Origin of the sequence: Variovorax sp. PBL-H6 (assembly GCF_901827155.1) — a bacterium.
GTDB lineage: Bacteria > Pseudomonadota > Gammaproteobacteria > Burkholderiales > Burkholderiaceae_C > Variovorax.
On record NZ_LR594659.1, the window covers coordinates 1,264,783 to 1,279,876 of the forward strand.

The 15,094-nt window shown below is 68.8% G+C and carries 10 protein-coding genes and 1 pseudogene; 4 read left to right on the top strand and 7 right to left on the bottom strand.

Annotated elements, in window-relative coordinates:
- Positions 1-41: 41 nt before the first annotated feature.
- Positions 42-2,282 (bottom strand): cyanophycin synthetase, encoded by a 2,241-nt coding sequence (locus tag G3W89_RS06000; protein ID WP_443083150.1) that lies wholly within the window; start codon positions 2,280-2,282, stop codon positions 42-44.
- 127 nt (positions 2,283-2,409) lie between these two features.
- On the opposite strand from G3W89_RS06000, the gene G3W89_RS06005 reads away from it, so the two are divergent.
- From G3W89_RS06005 to queC, 3 genes are read left to right on the top strand one after another with little or no spacing between them, the layout of a single operon-like run.
- Positions 2,410-4,680 (top strand): cyanophycin metabolism-associated ABC transporter, encoded by a 2,271-nt coding sequence (locus G3W89_RS06005; RefSeq protein WP_162573231.1) that lies wholly within the window; start codon positions 2,410-2,412, stop codon positions 4,678-4,680.
- Complete coding sequence (locus tag G3W89_RS06010) at positions 4,677-5,147, top strand: cyanophycin metabolism-associated DUF1854 family protein (RefSeq protein ID WP_162573232.1); 471 nt, start codon at positions 4,677-4,679, stop codon at positions 5,145-5,147. Before G3W89_RS06005 ends, G3W89_RS06010 begins: the two co-directional genes overlap by 4 nt.
- Before the next feature lie 18 nt (positions 5,148-5,165).
- Positions 5,166-5,867, top strand: a complete 702-nt coding sequence (gene queC, locus G3W89_RS06015; protein WP_162573233.1) for a 7-cyano-7-deazaguanine synthase QueC — start codon at positions 5,166-5,168, stop codon at positions 5,865-5,867.
- Here queC and G3W89_RS06020 read toward each other — a convergent pair.
- From G3W89_RS06020 to gspF, 3 genes are all read right to left on the bottom strand, one after another.
- Positions 5,846-7,606 (bottom strand): ABC transporter ATP-binding protein/permease, encoded by a 1,761-nt coding sequence (locus tag G3W89_RS06020; protein WP_162573234.1) that lies wholly within the window; start codon positions 7,604-7,606, stop codon positions 5,846-5,848. The two genes, queC and G3W89_RS06020, sit on opposite strands and share 22 nt — an antisense overlap.
- A 107-nt stretch (positions 7,607-7,713) precedes the next feature.
- Positions 7,714-8,613: a 5'-nucleotidase gene (locus tag G3W89_RS06025; RefSeq protein WP_162573235.1), complete on the bottom strand. Its 900-nt coding sequence runs from the start codon at positions 8,611-8,613 to the stop codon at positions 7,714-7,716.
- A gap of 6 nt (positions 8,614-8,619) precedes the next feature.
- A complete protein-coding gene (gene gspF / locus G3W89_RS06030) occupies positions 8,620-9,852 on the bottom strand; it encodes a type II secretion system inner membrane protein GspF (RefSeq protein WP_162573236.1) in 1,233 nt (410 codons plus the stop codon).
- Positions 9,853-9,947: 95 nt separating this feature from the next.
- Between gspF and G3W89_RS06035 the strand changes: the two genes are divergently transcribed.
- A complete protein-coding gene (locus tag G3W89_RS06035; protein ID WP_162573237.1) occupies positions 9,948-10,532 on the top strand; it encodes a hypothetical protein in 585 nt (194 codons plus the stop codon).
- Positions 10,533-10,548: 16 nt separating this feature from the next.
- Here the strand turns inward: G3W89_RS06035 and gspE are convergent, their stop codons facing one another.
- The 3 genes and pseudogenes from gspE to gspN form a co-directional block, all read right to left on the bottom strand.
- On the bottom strand, positions 10,549-11,970 hold the full coding sequence (gene gspE, locus G3W89_RS06040) for a type II secretion system ATPase GspE (RefSeq protein WP_162573238.1): 1,422 nt from the start codon (positions 11,968-11,970) through the stop codon (positions 10,549-10,551).
- A 13-nt stretch (positions 11,971-11,983) separates the two neighbouring features.
- Positions 11,984-14,289, bottom strand: a pseudogene (gene gspD / locus G3W89_RS33625) (type II secretion system secretin GspD).
- A 2-nt stretch (positions 14,290-14,291) separates the two neighbouring features.
- Positions 14,292-15,089: a type II secretion system protein N gene (gspN, locus tag G3W89_RS06050; protein ID WP_162573239.1), complete on the bottom strand. Its 798-nt coding sequence runs from the start codon at positions 15,087-15,089 to the stop codon at positions 14,292-14,294.
- Positions 15,090-15,094 lie beyond the last annotated feature (5 nt).

A 15,094-nucleotide genomic window follows, 5' to 3' on the forward strand; every position in this document is an offset into this window, starting at 1 on the left:
GATGAGGCGAAGGGGCGATTCGAAGGACCGGCCGCTGCCGGTCAGGCCATTTGTTGCTCGGGCGAAAGAAGGGTCTGTGAAAGCTGCAGCGAGGCGAGGGCGGCCTGCAGGTCGGCTTCGAAGGCTTCGACGCCGGCGCCGATCAGGCTCAGCGGAATGCCGAGGGCCCAGGCGGCGGCCACGGCGGCCAGCAGGCTTTCGAGGTCGACGCCCGTATGAGTGGCGCGCCAGATGGTCAGGCGACCGAGCCCGGGCAGGAAGGATTCGCTGCTGCCGTTGGCCAGCACCACCCGGTCTTGGCGCACCAGCACGGCCTTGCCGCCCGCCTGCTGGTGCTTGATCAGCGCCTCGGCCTGCGGATCGGCCGAATACAGGATCACGGCGCCATCGCACAACGGCGCCAGGCCAGCGACGCGCAGGTCCGCCCCGTTGAGCACGGCCGTGCCTTCGGGCAGCACCACGTCGACCTGGGTGCGCAGCACCTTGACCATCTGGTCGCTGTCGGTGATGTCGAACTCGGCCAGCTTCTCGGCGCCTTCCAGGTCGGTCACGATGCCGACCTCGCAGCGGTCGTAGGCCAGGCCGTCGCGCAGGATGGTGCCCGCGCCGTTCTCGATCACCACGGCCTGCACGGCGCGGTTCATCAGCAGTCGCCGGCCGGCGTCGAAGTTGGCGCTGTCCCGCGCATCGACGCGGCGGCGCTCGAGGAACAGGCCGTCGCGGCAGGCCAGGCCGGTGTGGCGGCCGCCCAGGCCCACCAGCCACCCGACCAGTCGCGCCAGCACGGCAGTGTTGCGCGAGCCGGCCACGCCCACCACGGGGATGCGGCCCGGCGCTTCATCGGGGAAAAGATGGTCGCAGATGGCGCGACCCACCGGGCGCGGCGAGCCCACCGCGGGCTTCAGGTGCATCAGCAGGCCTGGGCCTGCGTTGACCTCGACGATGGCGCCGCCCTGCGCCGCCAGCGGGCGCGCGATGTCCTGGGCCACGAGGTCGACGCCGGCGATGTCCAGCCCCACCACCCGAGCGGCCAGCACGGCGGCATGGGCGACCTCGGGATGGACCTGGTCGGTGCAGTCGATCGCCATGTTGCCGTTGCGCTGGATGGTGATGACGCGGCCGGCCTCGGGCACGGCAGCGGCGTCCAGGCCCTGGCGCTTGAGCTCGAGCTGCAGCTTGGAGTCGGTCGCGATGTCCAGCAAGTCGAGCGGGAATTCTTCCTCGGCGCCGCGTCGCGGGTCGCTGTTGAGCTGCGTGTCGATCAACTGGGCGACGGTGGCCTGGCCGTCGGCCGTCACGGTGATGATCTCGCCGCGGGCGGCGGCCACCACCTGGCCGCCCACCACCAGCAGGCGGTGCTCGTGGCCGCGGACGAAGCGCTCGACCATGACGTCGCTACCCTCCGGCTCGGCGACGGCGAAGGCGGCCTCGACCTCCTCGCGCGTGTTCAGCTCGAGCGAGACGCCGCGGCCATGGTTGGCATCGGACGGCTTGACCACGATCGGCAGGCCGATGTCCTCGGCGGCTTCCCAGGCTTCCTGTGCGCTGGCGACCACCTGGCCTTCGGGCACCGGCACGCCGCAGCCGGACAGCAGCGTCTTGGTGAGCTCCTTGTCGCTGGCGATGGATTCGCCGATTGCGCTGGTGTAGTCGGTCTCGGCGGTCCAGATGCGCTGCTGGTTGGCGCCGTAGCCCAGTTGCACCAGATTGCCGCTGTTCAGGCGCATGTGCGGGATGCCGCGGTCGGTGGCCGCGCTGACGATGCAGGCCGTGCTCGGGCCCAGGTAACAGTCCTCGACCTTCGCCTTGACCGCGTCCACCGCACGCTGCACGTCGGCGGCGTCGAAGGGGGCGTTGTTGATGGTGGCCATCAGCAGGCGGTGGCCCTCGGCCAGCGCGACACGGGCGACCTGCTCGTCGCGTGCCCGGAACACCATGCGGTAGACGCCGTGCTGCGAGGTGCTGCGGGTCTGGCCGAAGCCGGTGGGCATGCCGGCGAGGTTGAGCAGCTCGATCACCACGTGTTCGAGCACGTGGCCGGCCCAGGTGCCTTCGGTGAGGCGCTGGATGAAACCGCCGCGCTCGCCGACGCCGCAGTGGTGTTCGACGAGGGCCGGGAGCAGCCCGGTCAGGCGCTCGGTGAAGCCGTCGATCTTGTTGGAGGGGTGGTCCTCCAGCGCTCCAAGATCGAGCCAGACTTCCAGCACGGGCCGGTAGGTCCAGAGGTTCGGGCCGCGCAGGTAATTGACGCGCAGGAGGCGGATGTCGTCGAAACGGGTCATGCAAACGTTCGTTGTGCTTTGGCCGAGCACCTCGGCGCCTTCAAGCGCGCCCATGGCCATCGGTCAGAATCGGCGCCCGGCGAGCGCCATGAAGCGGCCCCCTGCGGGCCAGACACACAGAAACACAATGCAACATCACGATCCAGTCGGCACCCCGAGGGGCGAAGAGGAGGGGGCTTCAGACGCGCTGAAAAGCCGGCTCAGACCTGCGGAAAACGTGCTGGCGACGATCCCGGTTGACCTCGATGGTGAACTTCGGTTTGCTTCCGGCCTGCTGGCGCTGACCGATCGGCGCCTGCTCGCCCGCGACGCGCAGGGGGACTGGGCCGAGTGGCCGCTGGCCCATCCAGGGTTCGAACTGCAACTGGCCGACCACGCCGGCGTCGGCACCCTGGACCTGCTGGACGGCCAGGGCCGGCTCGCGCGGTGGCGTTACACACTGGCACACCAGGCGGCGGCACTGCGGCTGCAGAAGCTTCTCGGCCAACAGGCCGCCGGTGTCGCGCCCGCGACAGAGGCAGAGGCCGAAGAGGCTCTCCTGCCCGGGCTCGAGCTACAGACCCCACCCTCCACCTGGGTGCTGCTTCGCCTGGCCCGTTTCGCAAAGCCCTACCAAAAGCAGTTGATCGCGGGATTCCTGCTGACCTTGGCCTCGACCGCGGCCACGCTGGTGCCGCCCTACCTGACCATCCCGCTGATGGACGACATCCTGATCCCGTTCCAGAACGGCCAGCAGATCGCCGTCGAGAAGGTCGCGCTGTTCCTGAGCCTCCTGTTGCTCGCGGCGCTCACGGGCTGGGCATTGGGCTGGGCGCGGACCTATCTGCTGGCGCTGGTCTCGGAACGCATCGGCGCCGACCTGCGGACCACCACCTACGAGCATCTGCTGACCCTGCCGCTCGATTACTTCGGCGGCAAGCGCACCGGCGACCTGATGGCGCGCATCGGCTCGGAAACCGACCGCATCAACGTGTTCCTGTCGCTGCATGCACTCGATTTCCTGACGGACGTGCTGATGATCGCGATGACGGCCGTCATCCTGGTCTCCATCAACCCGCTGCTGGCGGTGGTCACGCTGGTGCCGCTGCCTTTCATCGCCTGGATGATCCACGTGGTGCGCGACCGGCTTCGCACCGGCTTCGAGAAGATCGACCGCGTCTGGAGCGAGGTGACCAACGTGCTGGCCGACACCATCCCAGGCATCCGCGTGGTCAAGGCCTTCGCGCAGGAGAAGCGGGAGGCCGACCGCTTCCGCGCCGCCAACCTCTACAACCTGCAAGTCAACGACAAGCTCAACAAGACCTGGTCGCTGTTCACGCCCAGCGTGTCGCTGTTGACCGAGATCGGCCTGCTGGTGGTCTGGGGCTTCGGCATCTGGCAGGTCGCGCGCCACAACATCACGGTGGGCGTGCTGACCGCATTCATCGCCTACATCGGGCGCTTCTACACGCGGCTCGATTCGATGAGCCGCATCGTCTCGGTCACTCAGAAAGCGGCGGCCGGGGCGAAGCGCATCTTCGACATCCTCGACCATGTGAGCAACGTGCCCGAGCCGGCCGACCCGGTCAAGATCGAGCGCGTGCAGGGCCGCATCCAGATGCGCGACGTGGGCTTCCGCTACGGCAGCCGCGCGGTGATCCGCGACCTCGACCTCGTGATCGAGCCTGGCGAGATGATCGGCCTGGTCGGCCACAGCGGCTCCGGCAAGAGCACGCTGGTCAACCTGATCTGCCGCTTCTACGACGTGACCGACGGCGCCATCCTGGTCGACGGCACCGACATCCGCCGCTTCGCGGTGGCCGACTACCGGCGCCACGTCGGGCTGGTGCTGCAGGAACCCTTTTTGTTCTTCGGCACCATCGCCCAGAACATCGCCTACGGCAAGCCCGATGCGACACGCGAAGAGATCGTTGCCGCCGCACGCGCGGCGCATGCGCACGACTTCATCCTGCGGCTGCCGCACGGCTACGACTCGCTGGTGGGCGAGCGCGGCCAGGGGTTGTCGGGCGGGGAGCGGCAGCGCATCAGCATCGCGCGGGCGCTGCTGATCGATCCGCGCATCCTGATCCTCGATGAGGCCACCTCGGCGGTGGACACCGAGACCGAGAAGGAGATCCAGAAGGCCCTGGACAACCTGGTTCAGGGCCGCACCACCATCGCCATCGCGCACCGGCTGTCGACGCTGCGCAAGGCCGACCGCCTGGTGGTGATGGACCGCGGCGAGATCGTGGAGGTCGGGCCGCACGATGTGCTGATGGAGAAGCAGGGCGCCTATTGGCGGCTCTACCAGGCACAGCTGCGCCAGGCCGACGACGAGAGCCCCGGCTCTGCGGACGAGCGGGCCGGCGCCGCGCTGGCGTTCGGCGGGCATGCGGCCCATCCGGCGGGAGACGCATGATGAGCGCGAGTTTCAAGCTGGAACGCGATGCCTTCGGGCACCTGGTGCTGATAGAGGCCGAAGGGGTCCGCCACGTCGGCGTGGTGCCGGTGCGCGCCTTTCCGCTGAGCGCGCCGGACGAGGGCCTGTCGCTCGTCGGCAGCGAAGGCCGCGAGCTGCTGTGGATCGATCGGTTGGACGACCTGCCCGAGCCTGCGCGCGCACTGCTCGCCGAGGACCTGGCCGCGCGCGACTTCGCGCCCACGCTGCTGAAGCTGCACAAGGTCTCGAGTTTCGGCGTGCCGAGCACCTGGACCGTGAGCACCGACCGCGGCGACGCCCAGTTCGTGCTCAAGGCCGAGGAAGACATCCGCCGGCTCGAGGACGGCGCACTGCTGATCGCGAGCGCGCAGGGGGTGCAGTTCCGCATTCCGGATGTGAAGGCGCTGGACCGGGCGTCGCGCAAGCTGCTGGAACGGTTTCTCTGAGCCGAGAGTCGACAACCGATGCACACCACCGCACTCGTCCTCTTTTCCGGCGGCCAGGACTCCACCACCTGCCTGGCCGAGGCGCTCGACAAGTACGAGCGCGTCGAGACCATCGGCTTCGACTACGGCCAGCGGCACATCGTGGAGCTCGACGCGCGCCTCACTGTCCTTGCGCATGTGCGCGAGCGTTTCCCGCACTGGGCGCCGCGGCTGGGCGAGGACCACCTGATCAACGTCGACGTGCTGGGCCGGATCAGCGAGTCGTCGCTGACGCAGGACATCGCTTTCGAGATGCAGGCCAACGGACTGCCCAACACCTTCGTGCCGGGGCGCAACCTGCTGTTCCTCACGCTGGCCGGCGCGCTGGCCTATCGCCGCGGGCTGGAGGTGATCGTCACCGGCGTCTGCGAGACCGACTTCTCGGGCTATCCCGACTGCCGCGACGACACCATGAAGGCGATGCAGCTCGCGCTCTCGCTGGGGATGGACCGGCGCTTCGTGATCGAGACGCCCTTGATGTGGATCGACAAGGCCGCGACGTGGGCCATGGCGCACAGGTTGGGCGGGCAGGCGCTCGTCGACCTGGTCATCGAGGACACGCACACCTGCTACGTGGGCGACCGCGGCCGGCGCCACGCGTGGGGCTATGGCTGCGGCAACTGCCCCGCCTGCGAGCTGCGCGCCCGCGGCTGGGAGGGCTACGCGGCCTCGAGCCGGTAGCGCGCGCCCGCGCCTTCGGGTTGCGGCACCAGGGTCCAGCGCTTGTCGTGGAAGGCGGCAGCCGAGGCGCGGTGCGCGATCGACACCATGGCTCCGCCTGCCGCGCGCACACCTTCCGCCAGTCGCTTGTAGAGCGTCTCCTCGGCCTGCGCATCGAGCGCGCTGGTCGCCTCGTCGGCGAACAGCCAGGCCGGCTTCTTGAGCAGCACGCGCGCGATCGCCAGCCGCTGCTGCTCGCCGCCGGAGAGCTTCTGGCTCCATGCGTCGGCGTCGTCGAGCCGCTGGGCAAGGCCAGGCAGCAACGCATCCTCGAGAGCCTGCTTCAGTTGAGCATCGCTGTAGTCGCCCGCCGGCTGGGGATAGGCCAGCGCGTCGCGCAGCTTGCCGTCGGGCACATAGGGCCGCTGCGGAATGAACATCGCGTTCTCGGGCATCGAGAGCTTGCCGCTCGCGAAGGGCCAGATGCCGGCGAAGGAACGGAACAGCGTGGACTTGCCGCTGCCCGAGGGGCCCTGCAGCAGCACGTGCTCGCCCGGCTTGACGCTAAGGGCGGCCTTCGCGAGCAGCGGGGTGCCATTGGGCAGTGCGATGTCGAGGTCCTGGGTGGCGAGCGAGCTCGCACTGTCGCGCACCAGCGCGCCATCGGGCTTCGCGTGGACACGCATGGCATCGTCGAAGCTGGTGAGGCGGTCGGCCGTGGCGCGCCAGACGGCGACGCGGTCGTAGTTGTCGATGAACCAGCTCAGCTGCGTCTGCACCTTGTCGAAGGCCGTCACGATCTGCATCAGCTGGCCCAGCGGGAAGGCGCCGCCGAAGAAGCGCGGCGCGGCGATGATGAAGGGGAAGACCGCGGCGGCCTGCCCGAAGGAGAGCGTGAACGACACCAGGTTCTTCTGCTGCCGGATCAGGGTCAAGTAGTTGCGCAGCACGGCGCCGAAGCGCTTTTCCAGCTGGGCGTGCTCGACGCGCTCGCCGCGGTCCAGCGCGATCGCCTCGCTGTACTCGCGCACCCGCACCAGGTGGTGGCGGAAGTCGGCCTCGAAGCGCTGCTGCCTGAAGTTGGTGCCGATCAGCGGCCGGCCGATGTAGTGGGTGACGACGGTTCCGATCACGCAGTAGGCGATGGCGAGCCAGACCATCGAGCCCGCGACTTCGTAGGTGCTGCCGCCGATCTTGAAGTCCACGACGCCGCTCAGGCCCCACAGGATGCCGATGAAGCTCACGAGCGTGACCACCGCGTTGAGCAGCCCCATCGACAACGTGACCGTGTAGTCGGTGAACATCTGCAGGTCTTCCTGGATCCGCTGGTCGGGGTTGTCGGGCGAGTGGTTGTCGCCACTCGCGGCGTAGCGCGCGAGCTCGAGCCGGTAGAAGGTGCGGTCGGCGATCCAGCGCGTGAGATAGCTGCGCGTCATCCACGCGCGCCAGCGGATCTGCAGCAGCTGGGTCAGGTAGAACTTGAGAATGCCGATGGTGATGGCACCGAAGGCGATCCAGCAGAAGAAGCCCAGCTCGTGCCAGAACACGGCCTGGTCACGGTTCTCGAGCGCGTTGTAGAAGCGGCCGAACCACTGGTTGTTGAGCACCGCCATGTACACCGTGCCGAGGTTCAGCACGATGATCGTGAGGAGCAGGCCGCGTGCCTTCCATCGGTCTTCGGAACGGAAATAGGGCGCAGCTAGCGCCCCGATGCGGCGCAGCGTGGCGAGCATGCTCGTGGAGCGGGCGGAATCGTTCATGGGCGTGGGGCTCGTGGTGGCGGCTGGAAGCAGCGCCTTTCAAGCCATCGTAGCGCCACTGCCGGCGGCTCCCCTTAAGCGGTTCTGAACGCCGCGGGTGCTGTCGATCAGCGTGGGTTGCTGATGCCGCTGGACACATGCCCCGCCGGGACATGGCGCGCCGCCGCGTCGACATGGCCGGTCTGGTCGTCGAAGAAGAAGTCGGGCTCGAATTCACGCAGGAACTCGCCCTTGGACAAGCCGCCGAGGAACATGGCCTCGTCGACCCGGATGTTCCAGTCCATCAGCGTCTGGATTGCGCGGCGGTGGGCCGGGGCACCGCGCGCCGTCACGAGCGCAGTGCGGATACGCATGCCGGTGCTCGAGGCCTGCTGCAGCCGGTGCAAGGCGACGAGGAAAGGCTTGAAAGGGCCGGCCCCGAGCGGAACCGCGGCCTTGCTGGTCTCGTGCGCCTGGAAGGCATCCAGGCCTTCCAGCTGGAACACCCTTTCTGCCTCGTCGGAGAAGAGGACGGCGTCGCCGTCGAAGGCGATGCGTACTTCGTCGGGGTGCAGGGCGCTGGCCAGCGCGCCGTCGACCCGGACATGCGCCGCGGGGAAGCCGGCGGCCAGCGCCTCGCGCACGTCCGATGCATTGGCCGACAGGAAGATGTCGGCGTTGAGCGGCCGGAGGTAACGGAAGGGAGGCCGTCCCTGCGTGAACACGCCGCGCTGCACGCGCAGTTCCGCCGCCGCTCCGGAATTGAAGATGCGCATGCCGGAGACCGGGTCGTTGCGCGAGAGGATCACGACCTCGACCCGCTGGATGCCGTCGTCGTTGAAGCGCAGCAGCTTGCGGATCATCGAGTAGGCGATGCCGGGCGCCGCCGGCACGTCGAGGCGCTCGAGCTGCAGTCGCATGTAGGCGTCGGGGTCGCCGCCATCGAAGAGGCGGTTCTCTTCTTCGAGGTTGAACAGGGCGCGAGACGAGATCGCGACCACCAGCTTGTCGTCCAGGGAGACCGGCATCGTTGACTACTTGACGAGCTGGTTCAGCTGGATGATCGGCATCAGCACCGCGAGCACGATCAGCATGACCACTGCGCCCATGGCGACGATCAGCAGCGGCTCGAGGATGGTGGCCAGGTGCATGGCCCGGCGCTGCACCTCGGCACCCAGCTGCGTGGCCGCGCGCTGCAGCATCAGGGGCAGGGTGCCGGTCTGCTCGCCCAGCCGCGCGAACATGGAGACGATGCCGGGGAAGCGCTTCTTCTGCGCCAGGGCAGAGGCCAGCGGCGCACCTTCGCGCACCAGCACCAGCGCATCGAGCGCATCGGCGCGCATCGCGCGATTGCCCAGGGTCTCGGAGGCGGCCTGCAGCGCACGCAGGATGGGGACGCCCGCAGTGGCCAGCATGGCCAGGGTGCTGGCGAAGCGCGCCGCGTTGTAGCCGCGCGAGAGGCGCCCGACCAGCGGCAGGTCGAGCCAGGCGGCATCGAAGCGCTCGCGAAAGGCGGCGCGCGCCAGCGCCATGCGCGCGCCGATGACCACCACGACGATTGCGCCCAGCATCAGCCAGCCGTAGTTGCGTACGAAGTCGCTGAGCGCCAGCATGATCACGGTCAGGATCGGCAGGGCGCGCTTGGTGCCCGCGAACACGTTGGCCACTTGCGGGACCACGTAGCTGACCAGGAAGATCACGATCACGATCGCGACCAGCGTCACGATGGCGGGGTAGAGCGCCGCGCCGACCAGCTTCTGCTGCAGCGCCTGTCGCTGCTCCAGGTCGTCGGCCAGCCGATCGAGGACCAGCCCCAGGTTGCCGGTCTGTTCGCCGGCACTGATCACCGCGGTGTAGATGGGCGAAAACTCGCGCGGGTGCTGCGACAGCGTGCGGCCGAAAGGCGAGCCCGCGTTGACATCGGCCCGCAGCGAGGCGACCAGGTCGCGCTGCTCCTCGGTCTCGGCCTCGTCGGTGAGCGCGGTCAGCGCGCGTTCGAGCGGCAGCCCCGAAGACACCAGCCCGGCGAGCTGCCGGGTCCAGACCGCGAGGGTCGTGGAGTTGAAGATGCGCCTGCCGCCCAGCAAGCGGCGCCAGCCGCCGGAGGCAGGCGCCCCCCCCTCGGCGCTGCCGACCACGGTCACCGACAGCGGGATCAGGGCCTGCGCGCGCAGCACGCCCCGCGCGCTGCGCGCAGTGTCTGCTTCGAGCACGCCCTTGCGGGGCTGCCCCTGTTGGTCTATGGCTTCGAAGGAATAGGCGGGCATGGGGACTGGCGGCAAAATGCGCGAGTCCGCATTGTCGACGTTTGGCGCCGCCTTTTCGTCGTACGGCCGTCACAACATCGAACCGAGGAGTCTTTATGAACCTTCGTACTTCAGTTCTTGCCGTTGCCGTTGCCGCGCTGCTCGGCGCGCTTTCGCTGCCTGCCGCCGCGCAGGACCGTCCGACCTACAGCGGCTTTCTCTGCTGCAACTTGCGAACCGACGGGAGCTGGATCAGCGACAGCAACTACGCCGAGAGCGGCAAGCGCATCATCCCTGTCGGCACGCCGGCCCAGGTGACGGGCTACGGCCGACAGCGGGTGAACGTGCTGATCGATGGCAAGAAGCAGGACATCGGCAACGACTACAGCCGCGACCTGGACTTGGGCGCCTTCGCCAGGCGCTATGTGGTCACCGAAGACGCCGCGGCCCGCATCGCGGGTTTTCCGCCCAAGATCCGCGAGGCCATCAAGTCGGCGCGCGTGACCAAGGGCATGACGCGCGAACAGGTCGCCATGGCCGTGGGCTACCCGATCAGCAGCGAGAACCCGAACCTCGACGCACCGGTCTGGCGCATGTGGCTGGGCAGCTTCAGCGAGTTCCAGGTGCTGTTCGACAATGCCGGCCGCGTGCGCGCGGTGGAGACCGATCCACAAACGCGCAACCTGGTCGTGCTGGAGTAAAGGCGCGGGGTGCGGATCAGTCCCGCGTCACGCGCAGCAACTCGGCCCGTGAGGTCACGCCGGTCTTGACCAGCCGCTCTCCGTCCTCGCGCATCGAACGCAGTCCGCCGCGCTCGGCCGCCACGAAGAGCTGGCTTTCGGGTGCGCGGTTGTGCACCAGCGAGCGTATGGTGTCGTCCGCCACCAGCAGCTCGAAGATGCCGGTGCGGCCCTGGTAGCCGGTCTGGCCACACGCGTCACACCCCACGGGCTCGGCCTCGTCGCCGGCCGCGCTGGGCACGGCGCACACCGGGCAGAGGCGGCGCACCAGCCGCTGCGCCAGGACGCCCAGCAGCGATGAGCTCAACAGGAAAGGCTCCACCCCCATGTCGGTCAGCCGCGTCACGGCGCTGACAGAGTCGTTGGTGTGCAGCGTGGCCAGCACCAGGTGGCCGGTGAGCGAGGCCTGGATCGCGATCTGCGCGGTCTCGAAGTCGCGGATCTCGCCGATCATGATGACGTCCGGGTCCTGCCGCAGGATGGCGCGCAGCGCCTTGGCGAAGGTGAGGTCGATCTTGGCGTTGACCTGCGTCTGGCCGACGCCGGAGAGCTCGTACTCGATCGGGTCCTCGACCGTCATGATGTTGCTGTGGGCGGAATCCAGACGGCCGAGCGCGGCGTAGAGGGTGGTGGTCTTGCCGGAGCCGGTCGGCCCGGTGACCAGGATGATGCCGTGCGGCTGGTTGATCAGGTGCAGGAAGCGCGCGAGCGTGTCGCCCTGCATGCCGACCGATTCCAGCGTGAGCTTGCTTTCGGACTTGTCCAGGAGGCGCAGCACGGCGCGTTCGCCGTGCGCCGAGGGCAGGGTCGAGACCCGCACGTCCACCGCGCGGGTGCCGATGCGCAGGCTGATGCGCCCGTCCTGCGGCAGCCGCTTCTCGGCAATGTCGAGGTCGGCCATGATCTTCAGGCGCGAGATCAGCGCCGCGTGGAGCGCGCGGTTGGGCTGCACCACCTCGCGCAGCGTGCCGTCGATGCGGAAGCGCACGGACGATGTGCGCTCGTAGGGTTCGATGTGGATGTCGCTGGCGCCGTCGCGCGCCGCCTGCGTGAGCAGGGCGTTGAGCATGCGGATGATGGGCGCGTCGCCGGCGCTCTCCAGCAGGTCTTCGACCGCGGGCAGCTCCTGCATCATGCGCGACAGGTCGGCGTCGCTCTGCACTTCGCTGACGACCGCGGCGGCGTTCGACTCGCCTTTGGCATACGCGGCCGAGATGCGCTGGGCCAGCTCGGCGGGCGTCAGCGGCTCGAAGGCCTTGACGGGGTATTTGCGGACCACTTCGCTGAGCGCGCTCTTGGGTGGCGTTTGCGGCATCCAGAGCGTGAGGGCGCCATCGTCCGATTCTTCCAGCAGCAGTTGCTGGGTGCGCGCGAAGGCATAGGGCAGGGGGTAGCGCACGGCTCGGGCCTCCTCAGGGTAGTTCGCGCCCCGTCGACGGGTCGGCCGTGGGCGGCAGTGCGCCCTTGAGCGGCCCGCCCGGCGGGAGCGGCGCATGCTGCGGCGGCAGCGGCGGTGGGATCAGCTGGGTGCCTTCGATGCGGCGGGAAGGGTCGCCCTGCCGGACTGCCGGCAGCGGCGGCAGGATCGAGGATTCGCGCACCGCGTTGAGCATCGGGTTGTCGGTCGACGGCTGCTGCGTCTGCTGCAGGGCGCGCAGCGCGTCATAGCGGTCGGCGGTGATGGCGTCGCCGGAGAGCTGGTCGCGCACGACGGTGGGCCGCAGGAACACCATCAGGTTGGTCTTCCTGCGGCTGCGCACCTCGCTCTTGAAGAGGTTGCCGAGCACCGGCACGTCACCCAGGCCGGGGACCTTTTCCTGGGAGTTCGAGTACTCGTCCGACAGGAGGCCACCCAGCACGATGATGTTGCCGTCGTCGACCAGCACGTTCGACTCGATGGAGCGCTTGGTGGTGGTGGGGCCGTTGATGTTGTTGACGGTGGACGCGACCACGCTGGAGACCTCCTGGAAGATCTGCATCTTGACGGTCCCCGTCTCGCTGATCTGCGGACGCACGCGCAGGGTCAGGCCCACGTCCTTGCGCTCGATGGTCTGGAACGGGTTGACGGTGTTGGTGCTGCTGCCGGTGTTGGTGTACTGCCCGGTGACGAAGGGCACGTTCTGGCCGACCACGATCTTGGCCTCTTCGTTGTCCAGCGTCAGCAGGTTGGGGGTGGACAGCACGTTGCCCTCGCCGTTGCTCGACAGGAATCGCGCGAGGAAGCCCAGCACGTACTGGCCGTTCTCGCCATAGCGATGGCCGATGCCGAAGTTGAAGCCGCTGGAAGGACGCACCGCGGCATTGCCGGTCGCCAGGCCGACCGCCAGGTCGATGATGTTGGCGCCGCCCAGGCTCGAGTTGGTGCCGATCACGCCGACGTTGCGGTCGCCGCTGCCGCCAATGCCACTTTGCCACTGGATGCCGAACTCGGCCGCCTTGTCGGCATTGACCTCGACGATGAGGCTTTCGATCAGCACCTGTGCGCGGCGGCTGTCGAGCCGGTCGATGACGGCACGCAGCTGCCGGTAGAGCGGCTCGGACGCGCTGATGATGAGCGAGTTGGTGGCGGGATCGGCCTGGATCTGTCCGCCGGTGGAGACCGGCGCAGTGGTACTGACCGGCGTGGTGGCGGCGCTCAGGCCGCCACCCGCGCTGGCCATCTGGTTGAGCTGCTGCTGGGGTTGCTGCTGAGCCCCGGCCGGGATCGGGTTGGCCCCCCCCCTGTGCCCTGGGCACCCAGCATGCCGGCCTGAGCGCTCGTCAGCGCGGCGCGCAGCGTGGTGGCGATTCGCACGGCGTCGGCGTTCTTGAGGTAGACCACGTAGATGTTGCCGGCGGCGCCGTTGCCGGAGTCGATGGGCGCGCGGTCGAGCCGGTCGATCAGCGTGCGGATCAGCTGGGAGCGTGCAGGGTTGGCGGCTCGCATGATGATCGCGTTGCTGCGCGGCTCGGCCAGCAAAGTGGTGCGGAAGGACGCGTCGGAAGTGCCGGGCGCGGCCGCGGGTTGCCCCGGCGCGGCGGCGGAGCCGCCCTCGGCCAGGCGCATGAGAACCGGCACCAGGTCGGTCGCCACGGAGTGCTTGAGCGGAATGACTTCGACCTCGGAGGCGTTGGGCACGTCCAGCGCCGCGATGATGCGTGCCAGCCGGCGCATGTTCTCCGCATAGTCGGTGATCACCAGCGAGTTGTTGCCCGGGTTCACGTTGATCGTGTTGTTGGGCGCGATCAGTGGGCGCAGCACCGGCAACAGGTTGTTGGCCGCCTCGTAGTTGAGCTTGAAGATCTGCGTGACGATCTGGTTGCCGGACAGACTGGCCGTGGCGGACGTCGAGGTCGTGACGGCATTGCTCTGCAGCTTGGCATCGGCTTCGGGGACCACCTTGTAGAGCCCCTCGGACTGCACGACGGCGAAGCCCTGCAGGCGCAGCGCTGCGGCGAACTGGTTGAAGGCGGCGGCGGGCGAGATCGGGCGATCGGTCTGCAGGTTGATCGTGCCCTTGACGCGCGGGTCGACCACCACGTCGCGTCCGGTCACGACGGCCATGGTGCGCGCCACTGATTCGATCTCGGCGTTGGTGAAGTTCAGCGTGATTGGCTCGCCGCGGCGCGGCGCGGCGCTTTCCTGCGCGAAGGCGGCCGGCATGCAGACGGCAGCCAGCAGGTGCACTGCGAGGGCGACGGTGCACAGGCGCATGGCGCTGGGAGATGGTGATTTCATGGTCAACCCAGAGTGATGATCGAGCGCGCGCCCTCGCGTCGCCCGATGATGTTCAACAAGTTCGACAGCGCGTCCTCGCGCCCTGGCGCGGCGCTGGCCTCGCCGTCGAAGCGCAGGGCGCGGCCGTTCCAGCGGCCGCTGCCATTGAGCTGCAGACTGCCCTCTCGCGTGGTCAGCAGCAAGGTGGGCGAGGGCCCACCTTCGAGCGTGATGTGGTAGCTCCCCATCGGCTTCAGGGTCGACAGGCTGGAGGAGATGTCCATGGCGTCGAGCGTGGCGCGCCCGGCCAGCCTGAGCTGCTGGCCGCTCCACTGCGTCACGAAGGATTGCATCGAGATGTCGAGCACGCCTTCGGGCTTGAGCGTGTTCCAGGGCGCGCCGAAGCCGCTGAGCAGCGCGGCCGGCCACCGGGAGCGTCCGTCGGCCCAGGCCAGCTGCAGGCCGCTGGGCCGCGGCTGCGCCCTGAACTGCAGCGGCTGCGGCGCGCAGCAGGGGATCTGCAGCGTTGCGGCCACGCCGTCCCAGCGCGGCCGCAGGGTCCAGGCGACGGTGCCGGGCAGGGAAATGGCTTCGACGCCGCCCGTGCCGCTGGCGAACACCACGCCGCCGGTGCCGTTCCAGACCGTGCCGCGGGCATTGACGAGCTGAAGGTGGCCGTCGCTCCAACGCGCCAGGCCGGCGGCAAGCCAGCGCGCCGGCGCGTAGAGCGACAGCGCCAGCAGCGCACCGAGCAGCACGCCGAGCACGGCCCAGCCGCGGCCGGTGGCGCTGCTGGCGGAAAGGGTGCGTCGGGTAGCCATCGAAT

Coding starts and splice junctions, on each gene's coding strand:
- G3W89_RS06000 (WP_443083150.1), bottom strand. CDS start 2,282: ATGACCCGTTTCGACGACATCCGCCTCCTGCGCGTCAATTACCTGCGC.
- gspN (WP_162573239.1), bottom strand. CDS start 15,089: ATGGCTACCCGACGCACCCTTTCCGCCAGCAGCGCCACCGGCCGCGGC.
- G3W89_RS06010 (WP_162573232.1), top strand. CDS start 4,677: ATGATGAGCGCGAGTTTCAAGCTGGAACGCGATGCCTTCGGGCACCTG.
- G3W89_RS06020 (WP_162573234.1), bottom strand. CDS start 7,606: ATGAACGATTCCGCCCGCTCCACGAGCATGCTCGCCACGCTGCGCCGC.
- gspF (WP_162573236.1), bottom strand. CDS start 9,852: ATGCCCGCCTATTCCTTCGAAGCCATAGACCAACAGGGGCAGCCCCGC.
- G3W89_RS06025 (WP_162573235.1), bottom strand. CDS start 8,613: ATGCCGGTCTCCCTGGACGACAAGCTGGTGGTCGCGATCTCGTCTCGC.
- G3W89_RS06035 (WP_162573237.1), top strand. CDS start 9,948: ATGAACCTTCGTACTTCAGTTCTTGCCGTTGCCGTTGCCGCGCTGCTC.
- queC (WP_162573233.1), top strand. CDS start 5,166: ATGCACACCACCGCACTCGTCCTCTTTTCCGGCGGCCAGGACTCCACC.
- G3W89_RS06005 (WP_162573231.1), top strand. CDS start 2,410: ATGCAACATCACGATCCAGTCGGCACCCCGAGGGGCGAAGAGGAGGGG.